The sequence below is a fragment of the Mesorhizobium sp. M8A.F.Ca.ET.181.01.1.1 genome (genome assembly GCF_004792025.1).
Lineage (GTDB): Bacteria > Pseudomonadota > Alphaproteobacteria > Rhizobiales > Rhizobiaceae > Mesorhizobium.
The window spans coordinates 784,328-800,209 of sequence record NZ_SRTV01000002.1 but is presented as its reverse complement, the minus strand read 5'-3'; the positions used below and the strand labels follow the sequence as shown (position 1 = coordinate 800,209).

At 62.1% G+C, this 15,882-nt stretch carries 17 protein-coding genes; 10 read left to right on the top strand and 7 right to left on the bottom strand.

The features are described from left to right. Positions 1-307: 307 nt before the first annotated feature. Both EN824_RS12260 and EN824_RS12255 read left to right on the top strand, forming a co-directional pair. Positions 308-2,062, top strand: a complete 1,755-nt coding sequence (locus EN824_RS12260) for a thiamine pyrophosphate-dependent enzyme (RefSeq protein ID WP_127869436.1) — start codon at positions 308-310, stop codon at positions 2,060-2,062. 31 nt (positions 2,063-2,093) lie between these two features. Beyond that, positions 2,094-2,489, top strand: coding sequence for a hypothetical protein (locus tag EN824_RS12255; protein WP_127280194.1), 396 nt, complete (start codon positions 2,094-2,096; stop codon positions 2,487-2,489). A gap of 71 nt (positions 2,490-2,560) precedes the next feature. Here EN824_RS12255 and EN824_RS35215 read toward each other — a convergent pair whose 3' ends face one another. The 7 genes from EN824_RS35215 to EN824_RS12220 all read right to left on the bottom strand — a co-directional run bounded on the left by EN824_RS35215 (position 2,561) and on the right by EN824_RS12220 (position 7,420). After that, positions 2,561-2,929: a hypothetical protein gene (locus EN824_RS35215; protein WP_127869437.1), complete on the bottom strand. Its 369-nt coding sequence runs from the start codon at positions 2,927-2,929 to the stop codon at positions 2,561-2,563. Positions 2,930-3,128: 199 nt separating this feature from the next. Next, entirely contained in the window at positions 3,129-3,563 is a 435-nt protein-coding gene (locus EN824_RS12245) for a hypothetical protein (RefSeq protein WP_127280192.1), read from the bottom strand. A 292-nt stretch (positions 3,564-3,855) separates the two neighbouring features. Beyond that, positions 3,856-4,869, bottom strand: a complete 1,014-nt coding sequence (locus tag EN824_RS12240) for a YihY/virulence factor BrkB family protein (RefSeq protein ID WP_127280191.1) — start codon at positions 4,867-4,869, stop codon at positions 3,856-3,858. Positions 4,870-5,023: 154 nt separating this feature from the next. After that, positions 5,024-5,380 carry a hypothetical protein gene (locus EN824_RS12235; RefSeq protein ID WP_127869438.1) on the bottom strand — a complete coding sequence of 119 codons (357 nt, stop codon included), beginning with the start codon at positions 5,378-5,380 and terminating at the stop codon, positions 5,024-5,026. Positions 5,381-5,382: 2 nt separating this feature from the next. Continuing rightward, positions 5,383-5,742, bottom strand: coding sequence for a hypothetical protein (locus EN824_RS12230; RefSeq protein WP_127869439.1), 360 nt, complete (start codon positions 5,740-5,742; stop codon positions 5,383-5,385). Then, on the bottom strand, positions 5,742-6,962 hold the full coding sequence (locus tag EN824_RS12225; RefSeq protein ID WP_135915522.1) for a divalent metal cation transporter: 1,221 nt from the start codon (positions 6,960-6,962) through the stop codon (positions 5,742-5,744). The genes EN824_RS12230 and EN824_RS12225 overlap by 1 nt, the downstream gene beginning before the upstream one ends. Further along, a complete protein-coding gene (locus EN824_RS12220) occupies positions 6,959-7,420 on the bottom strand; it encodes a hypothetical protein (RefSeq protein WP_245512034.1) in 462 nt (153 codons plus the stop codon). Before EN824_RS12220 ends, EN824_RS12225 begins: the two co-directional genes overlap by 4 nt. 233 nt (positions 7,421-7,653) lie before the next feature. Here EN824_RS12220 and EN824_RS12215 point away from each other — a divergent pair, with 233 nt between their 5' ends. From EN824_RS12215 to EN824_RS12180, 8 genes are all read left to right on the top strand, one after another. Then, positions 7,654-10,050, top strand: coding sequence for an FdhF/YdeP family oxidoreductase (locus EN824_RS12215; RefSeq protein WP_135932324.1), 2,397 nt, complete (start codon positions 7,654-7,656; stop codon positions 10,048-10,050). A 152-nt stretch (positions 10,051-10,202) separates the two neighbouring features. Beyond that, on the top strand, positions 10,203-10,763 hold the full coding sequence (locus tag EN824_RS12210; RefSeq protein ID WP_135864299.1) for a cytochrome c: 561 nt from the start codon (positions 10,203-10,205) through the stop codon (positions 10,761-10,763). Further along, positions 10,760-11,755, top strand: coding sequence for a cytochrome c oxidase subunit II (gene coxB / locus EN824_RS12205; RefSeq protein WP_135864190.1), 996 nt, complete (start codon positions 10,760-10,762; stop codon positions 11,753-11,755). The genes EN824_RS12210 and coxB overlap by 4 nt, the downstream gene beginning before the upstream one ends. Before the next feature lie 32 nt (positions 11,756-11,787). After that, positions 11,788-13,659, top strand: a complete 1,872-nt coding sequence (ctaD, locus tag EN824_RS12200) for a cytochrome c oxidase subunit I (RefSeq protein WP_245464465.1) — start codon at positions 11,788-11,790, stop codon at positions 13,657-13,659. After that, positions 13,656-14,258 carry a cytochrome c oxidase subunit 3 gene (locus EN824_RS12195; RefSeq protein WP_127279971.1) on the top strand — a complete coding sequence of 201 codons (603 nt, stop codon included), beginning with the start codon at positions 13,656-13,658 and terminating at the stop codon, positions 14,256-14,258. The genes ctaD and EN824_RS12195 overlap by 4 nt, the downstream gene beginning before the upstream one ends. Next, positions 14,255-14,563: a hypothetical protein gene (locus EN824_RS12190; protein ID WP_127279972.1), complete on the top strand. Its 309-nt coding sequence runs from the start codon at positions 14,255-14,257 to the stop codon at positions 14,561-14,563. The genes EN824_RS12195 and EN824_RS12190 overlap by 4 nt, the downstream gene beginning before the upstream one ends. Further along, positions 14,551-15,429 (top strand): cytochrome c oxidase assembly protein, encoded by an 879-nt coding sequence (locus EN824_RS12185; RefSeq protein ID WP_135932323.1) that lies wholly within the window; start codon positions 14,551-14,553, stop codon positions 15,427-15,429. The genes EN824_RS12190 and EN824_RS12185 overlap by 13 nt, the downstream gene beginning before the upstream one ends. Next, positions 15,422-15,838, top strand: coding sequence for a c-type cytochrome (locus EN824_RS12180; RefSeq protein ID WP_127279974.1), 417 nt, complete (start codon positions 15,422-15,424; stop codon positions 15,836-15,838). Before EN824_RS12185 ends, EN824_RS12180 begins: the two co-directional genes overlap by 8 nt. Positions 15,839-15,882: the final 44 nt, after the last annotated feature.

Here is a 15,882-nt window from a genome sequence, read left to right as displayed (position 1 = left end):
CGGGCCGAAGCGTCGGACGACATGGCGTCGCCAGCAGCGCTTTTGGAACAAGGCTGGGTACGGGGAGTTAGGTGCCGTGACCGGCCAGCCGGGGCACAACATCGAACCGGCGAAATGGGCCGAGGCTCCGGGTCGGCGGAGTGCAAATTGCGGTTCTACTCTCGCAGGCATGTGAATGGAGCGCGCCTAGGCGGATTCCATCCGATCCTGACCTACAGACCGGACCTGACTCCATTGATTTCCGGTATCAAGGAACCAACTCGCCGTTCGCCGGTTCGGTCGCCATCCACCGGAGAGACAATTCGGCATGTCCAACGCAGCAGAGATACTCATCGAGACACTGATCGCATGGAATGTGGAGGTGGTGTTCGGCCTTCCGGGAGATGGCATAAACGGCATCATGGAAGCGCTTCGCACAAGGCGCGGAAAAATAAAGTTCATCCAGGTCAGGCATGAGGAATCGGCTGCGTTCATGGCATGCGCCTATGCAAAATGGACCGGAAAGCTGGGCGTCTGCCTGGCCACATCGGGCCCCGGCGGCACACATCTCTTGACCGGGCTCTACGACGCGAAGCTTGACCAGGCGCCAGTCCTGGCAATCACGGGAATGCAGTTTCACGATCTGATCGAGACGTTCACCCAACAGGATGTCGACCTCACACGCGTGTTCAACGACGTTGCGGTCTACAATGTTCAGGTCTCCGACGCCGCCCATATGGAAAACGTCGCCAGTCTCGCGTGCCGCACCGCTTTGGCACGCAAGGGCGTTGCTCATCTTTCGATTGCCAGCGACACCCAGGAACAGGAGAGCGAGCCGACGAAACGCTCCAAGCGCAATCGTCCCGAGCACACGCCGCAAAATATGTTCACAGGCCATATGGTGGCGCAAGACGTCGAGTTGGACAAGGCAGCAGCCGTTCTCAACGAGGCCCCGCGCGTGGCGATCCTGGCCGGCCGTGGTGCGCTGGGGGCGGCAAGCGAACTGGAGCGAACTGCCCAGCTGCTGCAGGCGCCGGTGGCCAAGGCCCTGCTCGGCAAGGCGGTGCTGCCGGACGATCATCCCTACACGACCGGTGGCATCGGCATTCTGGGAACACTGGCATCGCAGGATATGATGGAGAACTGTGACGCCGTGCTGATCGTCGGTTCGACTTTTCCATATATCGAGTACTACCCCAAACCCGGACAGGCCCGGGGCGTCCAGATTGATTGCGACGCGCAACGGATCGGCCTGCGCTTCCCGGTAGAGGCGGGGCTCGTCGGCGATGCGGCCGAGACATTGCGCGCGCTCAACCGGCGGCTGACGCAGAAGCCTTCCAATGAATTTCTGCTGCGGGCGCAGGACAACATGGGCAAGTGGCGCGAAATGATGCGGCAGTCCGAGGACGCGCAGGCCCATCCCGTAAAACCACAATTGGTCGTCCGCGCATTCGGAGAAAGATTGGCCAGCAATACGGTGCTGGCAACCGATTCAGGCCAGAATACCGAACTGGCGGCACGCCATGTCGACTTGCGCGAGGGCCAGGCATTTGGCCTCTCGGGCGCTTTGGCGTCGATGTCCTGCGGGCTAGCCTACGCAATCGCCGCCGGGATCGCATTCCCTGGCCGACCGGTCGCCGCCATCGTCGGTGACGGTGGCCTCGCCATGCAGCTCGGCGAATTCTCCACCGCGGTGCGTTACGGCGTTCCGCTGAAGCTTCTGGTCCTCAAGAACAATATGCTCAACCAGATCGCGTGGGAGCAGATGATGTTTCTCGGCAACCCGCAATTCGGCTGCGAACTGGCGCCGATCGACTTTGCCAAGGCGGCCGAGGCAATGGGCGCAAAGGGGTTGCGCATCGATCGGGCCGACCAGATCGAGGCTGTTCTGGACGAAGCGTTCGCCGTCGACGGCCCGGTGATAGTCGAGGCGCTTGTCGATGCCTATGAACCGATGATGCCGCCCAAGATGCCGTCCCACTATGCCAGGAATTTCCGGAAGGCCCTGCCGCAGACGCCGGGCCACGAACAGATCGAAGAGAATATCGCCCGGGAGCCCGCCAGATCTATGATGGATGTCTGACGGGTGCGGGTCCAACAAGGAGAATCCGCCATTGCGCTTTTTCGCGGCACTTGTGATTTCAGTTCTGTTTCAGCTGTCGCCCAGCCATGCTCAGACTGCGGGGCCGCGGGCAGCGGGCGACTTGTCCCTGCCCTTGGATCCGTTGGATCAGGATGCGCCAGATCAGGGTCAATTCGATTTCAGCAACGGGTTTACGCGGGTCGCCATCATCTCCATTGACGACCTTCCCCCGGACGTCAAGATGCAGGCCGAGCGTATCGTTGCCCAGACCACCGCGGATGACCTGCGAGCCTTGCAGAACTCGATCGACGGGTCCCAGCAGGCAACGGCGGCGCTAACGCAGAATGGGCTGAACTCCTCCCAGGTCATCGCGGCCAACGTCGATGGAGACGGTACGCTTACGCTGGTCATTCAGACCACGACATAGAGATCATCCGGAGTTCGAGCCATGGTCACTTCCCGATGCTCAACCGGCAGATTGGATGGGCCCATCACGGGCTACATGCCGCGATCTGGAACATATAGGCAGTACGAGCGCTGGGGCTTGGCGTCCCCGCCGGGCTTGCATTCGTGAAAATATTCATCGTGCGAGCGTTTGATGCGGTGATCGCTGTAGGGGATCAATTCTCCGGTCGACAGCTGATATCCGTTCCGGGTTTCCTTCACGTCCGAAGCAGGCGCCTGGTAGCAGTCGACACCCGAACAGCAGGAGCTGTCATATTGCCATCCGGCCGGGGCCTGGTGGGCGGCGGCCGGAACGACGTGGAACGCCAGGGCAAGAACCGTAGCCAGCGTGCGCCGGGAACCCTGGCTCGATGTTCCTTGCAGGGGCACCGGCGTTCCTTGATCCTTGGACCTTCTGCTCATTGCCGTTGACCCCTATTGCGTGAGGCCTGATGCACGTCGATCGACCCAAGCTATCCCGGTGGCTTCCGGAGCCCGCTGCCCGGGGGGAGAGGCAGCGAGCCACTGGGGACTGACCGGAGGGGGGAAGGCATCCGGCCGCGTCCCTAACAGCGATCATGGCACAATGTTCCAGCGGTTTCCGGTTTCGGCGGAACGCATCTCAATGTGCCCACAACTGCCGCCGCAGCCACGCAGCGATCCTGTTGCCGGTCAAGATCCTGCGGACCCGCGCAGAAACCCACCCTGCCTGCATGGTGGAGCCGACATGACAGCTGCACACGATATCGTGCAATTGCCAGTCGGAGAGTTCGAAGAAGCGCTTGGCTTCGCCGTAGCTGTCATTGCTCAGGCCGCATGCACGCAACAGCGAATCTTCGAACGCGACCGTGATCGGCGAGCCTGCGGCGCGCGCTTCCTGCCGCACCGAGGCGCGCATGTGTTCGGTGCCGGTAAGCGCGGCGAGGCATCGCGACGGGTTCTCCCCGAGAAGGTCGGCCCAACGTTGCAACCTCTGCGTCCTGGTCATGCGCGGGGCAGGCACCGAGGCGTTTACCTCAGCGATCGCCTGCAATTGATCGAGTGTCTGGTGTTTCATGGCTGGCTCCTGTTGCTCGCTCCAGCATCCTTCGCCGGAATCTCGCGGTAAGGTGCGGTCGTGGAAGCCCGCGCCGTCCTGAGGGAAAGAGGCGCGGGCCGATCTGGTGTTTCCACCGATCTTCCGCAGACACCACGCGGCGGCATCTGAAGCGATCCAGAACTGCCAGCGTCGACCAATGTTCCACGCCCGCGTGTATTATTTGGATGATCTTGCCAAGGACGGCCGGGCCTCCGAACCAATCACCCGCCGGCTGACCCGTCATTGAATTCTGCGGCTCGGACGGCGCATGTCAGGGACGACGCAAGCCGAGGACGAGGCTGGTCAACGTAGCGGTCGCGCAAGCCACTGCAACCAGCGTCACGATCCCGGCGGAGTTGCCTGTACCAAATGGGTCGACGTCTTTCGATGGCAACTCACCTGTCGCAGGCACGTCCCCGTGCGCCAGCGCGCCCAGATCCGATCTGCTGCCGTGCCGAACCGAGTAGGCGCGCGTGAATTCCGCACCGAGAAGAAAAATTTCCGCTGAATAGTAGACCCACAACAATATGACGAGGAGACCGCCGGCGGCTCCGTAGGACGACGCGATGGCGCTGGAGCCGATATACCAGCCAATAAACGATTTTCCGACAGTGAACAGAAAAGCAGTGACGACAGCACCGATGCCGACATCGCGCCATGTCAAGTTTCGATCGGGCAGGATTTTGTAAATCGCGGCGAACATCATCGAGATCAGCACGAACGACGAGACCAGATTGATGGCGGCGAGGATCAGGGCGCCAAACGGCATGTGAGCGTTGATGATATCGCCTAACACCGCGATCGCCGCGCTGGCCGCGAGCGATACGAGCAGCATGAAACCCAGTGCAGCGACCAGGCCCAGACTTGCCGCCCTTGCACGCATAAGGCGCGACAACGAAACACCCTGCGGTTCAACCTTCCATATCGTGTTCAGCGACTGCTGCATCTCGCCAAAGACACCTGAAGCGGTTACGAGCAAGGTGGCGATGCCGATCAGCGCCGCCAAGGTCCCGGACGATTTTCGGGACGCGCTTGCCAGTACGCTCCGCAGGAGGTCTGCGCTTTCCGGCCCCATCAGACCCGACAGTTGGGCAGACAAGGCCACTTGGGCGGCCTCGTGACCGAAAGCAAGGCCGGCGATCGCGACGACGATGAGCAGTATCGGCGCCAGTGACGTCGTGGCGTAGAACGCAATCGCAGCGCCGTGGCTTAGCGCATTGTCGTTGACAAAGCCCACGGCACTTTCGCGCACCAGGTTCCAGGTGTCCGTGATCAGGGGTCGCATGGTCGAGACCGTAAGCCGTGCCTGCAATGGCGTTCACTAGCAATGCGCGCGGACTGCCTATGTTCCCGTTGCCGGCGATGTGGTCACTTCAAATGCGCCTCGCGGCCGATGCCAACATTGCGCTGCTTTCGCATACGGCCAGGCGACAACCGCGTCATCCTCGTCGCTTTCCCTGAATCCGATGCGGTTCGGCTTCGCCTGTCATCTGGGAGAGTTCGGTCATCGGACACAGCAAACGCGGCCGCTTCGGATCGGAGATATCGAGCATATCCCAAGGGATGCGATAGAAGCCATCGCGCCGCCGCAGCCTGAAAAGATCGAGCAATGCCGAGCCGATAGAGAAAGCAGAAAGCCGCTCCAGCGCGGCATAGATGCCAACGTGAAATTCGGTCACCACGAGATCGCCGCCCACCTGTTCGGCGTGTATCTCCTCTATATGGCCTACGCTTTTGCCGCGTAGCGACAGCACGCGCCTGCCGGCAAGATGTTCGAGGTTGACGGTGGTGGTCATGCCTACGCCCCCGGTATGCGACCGATGAAATGATCGCGCAGCCAATCCTGCCAGTCGAAGATCGACGTCTCGCGCCCGTCGATGTCGAACTCGATATCGAGCCCGATATCGCGCACCTTCTTCCAGGAAATCCGGTGCGGCTCGCTATGGCGGTCTCCCCCAAGCCACGCGGCAAGCCGGGCTGCCCAGCGACCGGGCCGTGCGCCGAGGCGACGCGCAAGGGTGATCGAGCCGAGCTCGGCCGCGACAATCCGGGGCGGCTTTCCGGGCCGCAGCTCGGCAACCAGCCCGTCGACCTTGCCGATCTTCACTCCCTTCCGGTCGAGTACTTGTTTGTCGAGGACATCGCGCAGCAAGTTCATCATACGTCTCCGAATATCTGCAGCGGAATCGTCACCACCGCGAGCACGAAGGCGAGCGTGATGATGAAGATGACGGCGGCGTTTGAGACGATGCCGTTGCGGTGCGCGCCGACATAGCGCTCGTCGTTGAGCAGAAAGAGGAATGGAACCACGGTCAGCGGCAGGCTGGCGGCCGTTAGCGCCATCGAGAATATGGTGAGCTTGAGCGGGTCGAGTCCCAGCATGATGGGAATGGCGGCCAGAAACAATGAAACGGTATAGACGGTGCTGAACCCGGGATCGTCACGCGGTTTGAGATCCTCACCCCAATCCCAGCCGAAACCTTGCGCCACCAGATAGGCCTGTTGCAGCCCGACTTCGACCGCCGCGCCGAAGCAGGCAATGCCGAGCGAAGCGACGAACAGCACAAAGCCCCAAAAGCCGAATATCGGTATCAGCATCAATGGCAACTGATGATAATCATCCACCTGCACGATGCCATTCGTTGCAAGCACGAGCGCGGATACGATCAGCACGCTGACCGAGATCGTGCCGCCGAAGGTCATGCCGAGCCAGGCAATCGCCCTGTTGACCCCAAGATAGCTCTTGTCCCATTTGTCCTCGATCGCTCCCGAGGAATAGAACATGAACAGGTATGGCGATATCGAAGCACCAAGAATGCTGACCGCCATGAACCAGTAGTTTGCCGCGTCGTGCGCCGGCAAAGAGGGCACGGCGCCAGCCGCGACCGCCTTCCAATCCGGCTTCAGCATGACCGCGCCGACGACGAAACACAGCGTCACCAGACCGAGGATCGAGACGCCTTTCTCGATCAGGCCGAACGTGCCTTTCCAAAGCATCAGCCATGCCAGCAGGGCAGCCGGCAGTGCCCACCACTGAAAACCGATGCCGGTGGCCAGTTCCAGCGCGATCGAAACGCCGCCGATCTCTGCCGACATCACCAGGAAGTTGACCAGCAAAGTCGCGAGCAAAGGCCACAGGAAAACTTGAAAGCCAAACCTCTCCCGAATTCCGTCGGCAATCGTGTGCTGGCTCACAGCGGCAAACCGCCCGGCCATCTCGACGAGAAAAATGATGCAGAGCGTGCCGAGAACCACTGCCCATATCAGGTGGAAACCGAAGGTCGCGCCGGCCTGGGCGGCAGTCGCCATCGACCCCACTTCGAGAAAGCCGCCAACGCTGGTAACGACGCCGAGCGATATTTCCAGAAGCTTCTTCATGGTTTCGGCGCAAAATATCTGGCGTAAGCGGCAGCCAGGGCGCGGGCAGCCGCCTGAGCGTCGTCCTGTGCGTTTCGCACCTCGGAGCGACTGCCGGTTTGCAGCCCCGCTTCGGCCCGCGCGACCGCTTCAGACATCCGGCCCACGGCGGCGGCCAACGCGGCCTGTTCGGCAGGTTCGGCTGATCCGACGGACCGGAGTTGCGACTGGACGTCGGAAAGCGTCTTGCCGACGGATTGCAACGTGCGGACCGCATATCGGGACGGCGCCTCGCCTGCCGCCCAGACATCGAGCGTCATCGCGACCGTCTGGGCCGCCGATGCGGCGGTTCGCGATTGCTGGTCGATCTGATCGGAAGGCGAACATGCGGTGCAAATCGCAAGCGTCAGCAACCACATGGGGCCAAGAGGGCCAGCTTGGCCTTTGCCGTCGATTGCAAGGCATTGGATGCGCCACACGGTAAGCTCCCCGCGCCAGAGACAAGCATCCGGCGTTTTGCCTTGACCTAGCGCGCCGCGACAGTGCGTCAACGGGACCGAAGTCCTGCAGGCCCTCGTATCGGGCCTTGGCAAGTCGGCCTGTAGCCTGAACACCCGTAGCCAAGTCACATGACGGAGGAACAATCGTCGCTGCGGCAAGTTGGATCGTTGCAATACATCGTCAGGTCGCTTGGGCAGGGAAAGAGACGAAAATGACTTCGGAATCGCGTCGCTCGCCACGCAAACCGTATGGCGGACCGGCCGGCGGCTGGGGCTCCGCAAAATCTGTCACAGCAATCACAGTCCAGGAACACGTGCCTCTCAAAGGGCCGAAGCTGCTGGCGTTGCAGAACAAGCCGGAAGGCTATATGTGCGTCAGCTGTGCCTGGGCGAAGCCGGCCAAGACGCACCCGCTCGAGTTCTGTGAGAACGGCGCGAAGGCGACGGCTTGGGAAGTCACGTCGCGGCGCGCCGGCCCAGATTTTTTCGAGAAGCACACTCTGGGCGAACTGGAACGCTGGGCGGACCATGATCTGGAGGAACAGGGGCGGTTGACCCATCCCATGCGCTGGGATGCAGCCACGGACAGGTACCTACCGGTGGCGTGGAGCGAAGCATTCGCCGAGATCGGACGGGAACTGCGTGCGCTCGATCCGCGGCAGGTCGACCTCTACACCTCAGGGCGCGCCTCGCTCGAGACCAGCTACATGTATCAGCTGTTCGCTCGCATGTATGGCAGCAACAATCTGCCCGACAGTTCGAACATGTGCCACGAAAGCTCGTCGGTGGCTCTTCCCGAAAGCATCGGCGCCTCGGTCGGCACGGCGATCCTGTCGGACTTCGAAAACACCGACTGCATATTCTACATCGCCCAGAATGTCGGAACGTCGTCGCCTCGCCTGCTCCACGACCTTCAGGATGCAGTCAATCGCGGCGTAAAGATCGTCACCTTCAACCTGCTTCACGAGCGTGGCCTGGAGCGCTTCGTCAATCCGCAATCGCCCGTCCAGATGCTGACCGGCAAAGAGACGAAGATTTCGTCGGAATACTACCAGGTCAACAATGGCGGCGATATCGCGGCGCTGTTCGGCGTCTGCAAGGCGCTGATCGAGGCCGACGACATTCTAAAGGCCTCCGGCAAAAGCATCGTTGCGGGGGAGGATGGCAAGCCGAAAGATCCCGGCAATGCGGCAATGGTCGCGTTCGCGGCCTCAATGCGCGCAGCCGACAAGAAACACGTGCTCGACCACGATTTCATCAATCAGCACACGACCGGGTTTGAAGAGTTCGCTGAGGCGTGCCGTGGTCATCGCTGGGAGGAGCTGGAGCGTGTCTCCGGCCTCAGTCGCGACCAGATGATGCAGGCCGCTGCGACCTATGCCAACGCCGATGCAGTGCTGTCCGTCTATGGCATGGGGCTGACGCAACATCTGATGGGGGTCCAGAACGTCCATATGGTCTGCAATCTTGCCTTGCTGCGCGGCAATATCGGCAAGCCCGGGGCAAATATCTGCGCCGTGCGCGGGCATTCCAACGTGCAGGGCCAGCGCACCGTCGGGATCACGGAAAAGCCGGGTCTCGTCCCATTGGACAAGCTCGCCGAGCTGTATGGCTTCCAACCGCCGCGCTGGACCGGCCGCTCGACGGTGGAGACATGCGAAGCCATCATGAATGGCCAATCCCGTGCTTTCATCAGCCTCGGCGGCAATTTCCTGAAAGCGGTCCCAGATACCGACGCAATGGAACAGGGATGGCGCAAACTGCGCCTGAGCGTTCAGATCGCGACGAAGCTGAACCGTAGCCATGTCGTGCATGGCGAGATCGCCTACCTGCTCCCCTGTCTGGGGCGTATCGAAGTGGACGAACAGGCGACAGGCCCTCAAGCGGTCTCCATGGAAAGCTCCATCGCCCATTTCCATGGGTCGCGCGGCCAAGCTCAACCCGCGAGCACGGAACTCCTTTCGGAACCGGCCATCGTCGCCGGCATCGCCAAGGCCACGCTCGGTGACACCAAGGTTCCATGGGACGCCTGGGTCGGCAACTATGCCGAAATACGGGACGCCATCGAGCGCACCTACCCGGAAACCTTCAAGGACTTCAACAAGCGGCTTTTCAAACCGGGGGGCTTCGCCAGGCCGTTGCCGGCGCGCGAGCGCAAATGGGTGACACAAAGCGGCAAGGCGAATTTCATCACGCCGGAAAGACTTTTTCCGGAGTTGGGGACTGAGCGGAGCGCCGATGTCCTCCATCTCGCGACGCTTCGCTCCAACGACCAGTTCAACACCACGATCTACGGTTACAGCGACCGTTTCCGCGGCATCAGCGGCACGCGCCGGGTCGTGTTCCTGAACCGAAAGGACATTGCGCGTCTGGGGCTCGCCGAGGGCGAGAACGTCGACCTGACGACAGCAATCGACGCGGCGACCGCTCGCGTCGTGACGAACTTGAAGGTCGTCGCCTATGACATCCCGAAGGGTTGCTGCGCGGCCTATTATCCTGAGACGAACCCGCTGTTCCCGCTGGCGCATCACGACCCGAAGTCGAAGACGCCATCCTACAAACTCTTGCCGGTCCGTCTCAGCCGATCGCGCACCGGTCCTGATGGTTGAATTCCAGAGCGGTATCTTTCCACGAGGATCGCTCTATCTCATTGTTTAACGCAATTCCGGGCCGAAACCATTCTAGTCGCTCCTGGGATTGCTCTCGGGCGGAGGGCCGCTTGGCAGAGAAGGTTTCCAGCTCTTCGAAGGCAGTGTTCGCGCTGGCGGGAGTTCTATTCCTTGCCGCTTCCGGGGCGATCCTGGGATGGTTCCGGCAGCCGAGAGAGCTTCGCCTCGACCCACCCCTCTCGGCCAATCTCGACCGCATCAAGCTGATGCCAAACGGCATCAGCGGATCGCCTCCCGAAAGCTATTTCGCAATCGGCAAACCTTATGAATCCGACGCCTGGAACCTCAGCCAGGGCAAGCGGCTTTATGCGTGGTTCGGTTGCGGCTCCTGCCATGGCGACGGCCGCGGCGGCGTCGGTCCCTCCTTCCTCGATGGCTGGTGGCTTTACGGCCCCGAAATGGTCTCGATCGTCGCCTCCATTCGGGACGGCCGCCCGCATGGCATGCCAGCCTTTCGCGACCGGATGACCTCGGAACAGATCTGGCAGCTTGCCGGGTATGTGCAGACGATCGGGTCCTACAAGCCGAAGGTGGCCGCGCCGAGCCGCAACGACGACAGGCAGACCCGCCCGGCCGAGAATCGCGGGCCGGCGAAGATACTCTTCGACGAAGGGCCGGCGGGCGTTCACCCGGATCAGGGGCCGACACCTTGAAGACGCACCGCGCCCTCCCGCTATCCGTCCTTGTCCTCGCGTCGGGCTGCGGCGGCTATCAGTCGGCGCTCGGCGCCAAGGGCGCACCGGCCATCCATGTCGAGCACCTCATCGTCGGCATCGTCGCGGTATGCACGGTCATCTGGATCCTTGTCATGATGATGCTTGTGCTGGCGCTCGTGCGTGCACGCCGCAGCGTTGCGAGCCAAGCGACCGGATCCGAAAAGCCGCTGACCGTGGCGGTATCGGCGGCGATCGCCGCGACCGTTGTCATCATCGCCGGGATGACCATCGCCAGCTTCTACACCACGCGCAACATCGGTCTTCCCGACAGCACCGCCCTGACCATCACCGTGCGAGGACAGCAATGGTGGTGGCAGGTCTTTTATGCCGATTCCCCGGCAGGCCCTGGCTTTCAGACCGCCAATGAAATCCACATACCCGTCGGCAGGGATGTGCGGCTCCGGCTCGAAAGCCCCGACGTGATTCACTCCTTCTGGGTGCCGAGCCTCGCGGGCAAGCAGGACCTTGTCCCCGGTCGGACCAACAGCCTACTGCTCAGGGCTGAAAAGCCGGGCGTCTATCGCGGGCAATGTGCGGAGTTCTGCGGCCTCCAGCACAGCCACATGGCCATCCTGGTCATCGCCGAAACGCAGGCCGCCTTTGAAGGCTGGGCCGCAACCCAACGCCTGGACGCTGCCGGGTCGGCCGATCCCGACATAGCCGCCGGGCAGGCGTCGTTCATGGCAAAACCCTGTGCTGCCTGCCACACGGTCCGCGGCACGCCTGCCGGCGGCACGACCGGGCCTGACCTCACGCATGTTGGCGGCCGGCGGACGATCGCCGCCGGGCTGCTGGAAACCACCCGCGGCTCGCTGGCGGCCTGGATAGCCGATCCGCAGACGCTCAAACCCGGAAACAACATGCCGATGGTTCCGCTGACGAGCATCGAGCTGCGAAATATCTCCGCCTATATGGAGAGCCTTAAATGACGCAGGATGGCGACGGGCTGCGTGACAGTTCAATGGAAGGGTCCGAACTCCACCGTCGCCTCACGGCGATCTGGTCGACGCCGTCCGGGCTGTGGGGCGCGCTGTCCACGGTCGATCACAAGATCATCGGCCGGCGCTACGTCACCACGGCCTTCGTCTTCCTGGCCCTGGGTGGGGTGCTGTCGCTGTTGATACGGCTGCAACTCGCGCAACCCGAAGCCCGCTTCATCGGCCCGGATCGCTACAATCAGATCTTCACGATGCACGGCACGAACATGATGTTCCTCTTTGCCGTGCCCGTCATGCAGGCAATGGCGATCTATCTAGTGCCGTTGATGGTGGGAACGCGCAACATCGCCTTCCCCAGGCTCAACGCGTTCTCCTACTGGGTGTATCTCGCTGGCGGGCTACTGCTCTGGATCGCTTTCGCTGTCGACACCGGTCCCGATGTCGGGTGGTTCGCCTATGTACCCCTCGCCGGCCCGGAGTACGGCGCCGGAAAGCGGGCCGATATCTGGGCGCAGATGATCACCTTCACCGAGGTATCGGCACTCGCCGTGGCCGTCGAAATCGTCGTCACCGTCTTCAAGCAACGCGCCCCGGGCATGTCACTCGACAGGATTCCGCTGTTTGTCTGGTCGATGCTGGTCACGTCGTTTCTCGTCATCATGGCGATGCCAGCGATCATGGTCGCCAGCTCCTCCCTTATCCTGGATCGCCTGGTAGGTACGCATTTCTTCAACCCCGCCGAAGGTGGCGACGTGCTGTTGTGGCAGCACCTGTTCTGGTTCTTCGGCCACCCGGAGGTCTACATCATCTTCCTGCCGGCGGTGGGGATGGTTTCGACGATCGTGGCGACATTCACGAGGCGGCCCGTGTTCGGTTACCTGGGCATGGTCATGGCCCTGATCGCCACCGGCGTCCTGGCGTTCGGGCTATGGGTTCATCACATGTTCGTCGCTGGGCTGCCGCGCCTCGGGGAGAGTTTCTTCACCGCTTCAAGCATGGCCATCGCCGTTCCGGCGGGGCTGCAGATCTTCTGCTGGCTGGCAACGATGTGGGCCGGCCGGCCCGTGTTCAAGACGCCGTTCCTGTTCGTCATCGGCTTCATGGTCATATTCGTCATCGGCGGCCTGACCGGGGTGATGGTGGCCTCCGTTCCCTTCGACACGCAGGTTCACGACACCTATTTCGTCGTCGCCCATTTCCACTATGTGCTGGTCGGCGGCGCGGTGTTTCCGTTGCTGGGCGCGGTCTATTACTGGTTTCCGAAGTTCACCGGGCGAATGATGAGCGAGACGCTTGGCCGCTGGATATTCGGCCTGATCTTCACGGGGTTCAACCTGACTTTTTTCCCCATGCACATTCTTGGCCTGCAAGGCATGCCGCGCCGCATCTACACCTACCAGCCGGAGATGCCCTGGTCCGGTTTGAACCTGTTCATCAGCCTCAGCGCCGTCATCCTCGCATTGGGTTTCCTGCTGTTTTTCGTCGACGCCATACGCAGCGCCAGATCAGGATCCTTGGCGCCAGCCAATCCTTGGGGCGCCAGGACGCTGGAATGGGCAACCTCGTCGCCACCGCCCCCCTACAATTTCGCGCGGCTGCCGGTAGTGGATCGCCTCGATCCCTTGTCCGATGACATCGAAGCTGTGCCGGTCGCCAGCGGACTGCGGGTCGACCGCCGGGAACTGCTGACCAGCAGCGTCGTTCACGCATCGCCGGAAGCGCGTGAGGCATCGCCCGGAGACTCCATCTGGCCGCTATGGGCGGCGCTGGCAAGCACGCTGATGCTGATCTGGTCGATCTTCAGCCCATGGGCCGTCGTATGGGGCTCGATACCGCTGGCGATCACGCTCATTGGCTGGTTCTGGCCGAAAGGCGTGCCGGAGGATGAAGCATGAAGGACAAAGTCGTCATCGATCTCGCCCACCTTCCTCCGCATGGCCTCGGCACGGCGAGCCAGAGTTGGTGGGGGACCCTGGCCTTCATGCTGATCGAAGGCACCGGCTTTGCCTTGGCGATCGTAGTCTATCTCTATCTGATGAGTCTGGCGCCGCAGTGGCCTCTCGATGCCGCACCGCCTGACCTGGTGGCGGGGACGACGCTTACGGTGTTCCTGGTTCTGAGCGTGCTGCCCAACATCCTCGTCAACCGCTGGGCACGCCAACAGGATCTTCGCAAGGTTCGCATCGGGCTGATTGTCATGTCGCTCGTCGGCATTGTGCCGCTTATCTTGCGCGCTTTCGAATTCCCCGCAATGCACATCAAATGGGACCAGAATGCCTACGGCTCGATCGTGTGGGTCATGCTCGGCCTCCACACCACGCATATCCTGACCGATCTGGTCGAGACCCTGGTGCTGACCTGCCTGATGTTTTCACGACACGCCGACAATCCGCGCCGCTTCGGTGACGTCAACGACAATGCGATGTACTGGAACTTCGTGGTCGCGACGTGGTTGCCGATGTATGCCTGCCTTTATTGGGTCCCACGGCTTTGACCAAAACCTGGCTAAGACACATCGGACTTCTGCTTCCCCTCGCGGCCTGGGGGCTCAGCACCCAGCTTGGGCAGGTCACGCCCTATTTGGATTGCCGGCAGAATGTCTCTTGGACCGCGATCTTCTGCGGCCTTCTGATCGTCTTCGCGATCGCAGGCATCGTCGTGTCGCGAGTTGGATTGCAGGGACTGGGAAAAACCGGGCGATTCGTCGTCGATACCGGCTTCCTTATCGCGCTCGCCTTTTTGTTCGCGCTGGCCCTGCAGGGGACGGCCGCAATGGTGCTGGACCCATGCCAACGCTGATCCGCACGTCAATCCTGTTCATGGTCGCCACTCCGGCCATGGCGCATGGCGACGAGACGCATGGTGCTGGAGGGTCCTGGACGTTCGATCCATGGATCGTCACGCCGCTCGCGGTCCTCGCTATACTGTTTGGACTGGGCGTGACAAGGCTGGCGTGGCGAACCAGACGGCCCGGCGCCACGCTGATCAGTGCGCTGCTTTATGCCGGCGGCTTGCTGACGCTCGCCGGCTCGCTGATGTCCCCACTGCACTGGCTGGGGGAACATCTTTTCACCTTCCACATGATCGAGCATGAGGTCGTCATGGCCGTCTCGGCTCCGCTGATCGTCTTCGCGCGGCCGGCCGGAATCCTGCTATGGGGATTGCCCAGGCGCACGCGCCACATGGCTGCTGCGGCAATGCGCTCGCCCCTGCTGCGACGGCCATGGGATTGGTGCACGAGCGCGGCGAATGCGACGATCCTTCACGGCGTGGCCATCTGGGCGTGGCATGTGCCGATCCTGTTCGACACGGCCGTGACAGATGCGACCCTGCACCGTTTCCAGCATCTCAGCTTCCTCGCCACGGCGATACTGTTCTGGTGGGCGATGGTCTGGAGAAGCGACCATGGGGTCGCCGCGTGGCATCTGTTCGTGACCATGATCCACACCAGCGTGCTCGGGGCGTTGATGGCGTTGGCGCCGCGCGTGCTCTACGTCGCGCAGACGCAGACGGCCATGGCGTGGGGACTGACACCCCTGGAAGACCAGCAACTGGCGGGCATGATCATGTGGGTGCCGGCCGGCACCATCTATGCGGGTGTGGCAATGGTCATGCTGGCGCTCTGGATCCGTGGCTCAGGCGACAGGGGGATGCAAAATGCCTGACCATCCTGCCTTTATCTCCGGCCCGGTCGGCTTCATCGCCGTGACCGTTCTTGCTGCGTCGGCCGCGCTTGTCGCGACGAATGTCGTGCGCGACAACAACACCAAGGCGGCCACCGCCAGGATGATGACCGGCGGCAATGCCGACCATGCTCCAGAGATTTTCCGTCGCTACGGTTGCTCGGGTTGCCACACCATCCCCGGCATAGAAGGTGCCGACGGCCAGACCGGCGCGCCGCTGACAGAACTATCGAAGCGCGTATACATTGCCGGCGTGCTGGAAAACCGTCCCGACAATCTCGTCGCCTGGATCGTCTCGCCGAAAACCTTCTCTCCCCGAACGGCAATGCCCGTAACAGGAATCTCGGAGCGAGAAGCCCGCGACCTGGCCGCGTATCTTTACGCTCAATGACACCTACCCGGCGCGCCGGCCTGGCGGATCCTGGTAGTCGTAGA

Coding starts and splice junctions, on each gene's coding strand:
- EN824_RS12235 (WP_127869438.1), bottom strand. CDS start 5,380: ATGACCACCACCGTCAACCTCGAACATCTTGCCGGCAGGCGCGTGCTG.
- EN824_RS12225 (WP_135915522.1), bottom strand. CDS start 6,962: ATGAAGAAGCTTCTGGAAATATCGCTCGGCGTCGTTACCAGCGTTGGC.
- EN824_RS12245 (WP_127280192.1), bottom strand. CDS start 3,563: ATGAAACACCAGACACTCGATCAATTGCAGGCGATCGCTGAGGTAAAC.
- EN824_RS12230 (WP_127869439.1), bottom strand. CDS start 5,742: ATGAACTTGCTGCGCGATGTCCTCGACAAACAAGTACTCGACCGGAAG.
- EN824_RS12185 (WP_135932323.1), top strand. CDS start 14,551: ATGCCAACGCTGATCCGCACGTCAATCCTGTTCATGGTCGCCACTCCG.
- EN824_RS12215 (WP_135932324.1), top strand. CDS start 7,654: ATGACTTCGGAATCGCGTCGCTCGCCACGCAAACCGTATGGCGGACCG.
- ctaD (WP_245464465.1), top strand. CDS start 11,788: ATGGAAGGGTCCGAACTCCACCGTCGCCTCACGGCGATCTGGTCGACG.
- EN824_RS12180 (WP_127279974.1), top strand. CDS start 15,422: ATGCCTGACCATCCTGCCTTTATCTCCGGCCCGGTCGGCTTCATCGCC.
- EN824_RS12260 (WP_127869436.1), top strand. CDS start 308: ATGTCCAACGCAGCAGAGATACTCATCGAGACACTGATCGCATGGAAT.
- EN824_RS12195 (WP_127279971.1), top strand. CDS start 13,656: ATGAAGGACAAAGTCGTCATCGATCTCGCCCACCTTCCTCCGCATGGC.
- EN824_RS12240 (WP_127280191.1), bottom strand. CDS start 4,869: ATGCGACCCCTGATCACGGACACCTGGAACCTGGTGCGCGAAAGTGCC.
- EN824_RS35215 (WP_127869437.1), bottom strand. CDS start 2,929: ATGAGCAGAAGGTCCAAGGATCAAGGAACGCCGGTGCCCCTGCAAGGA.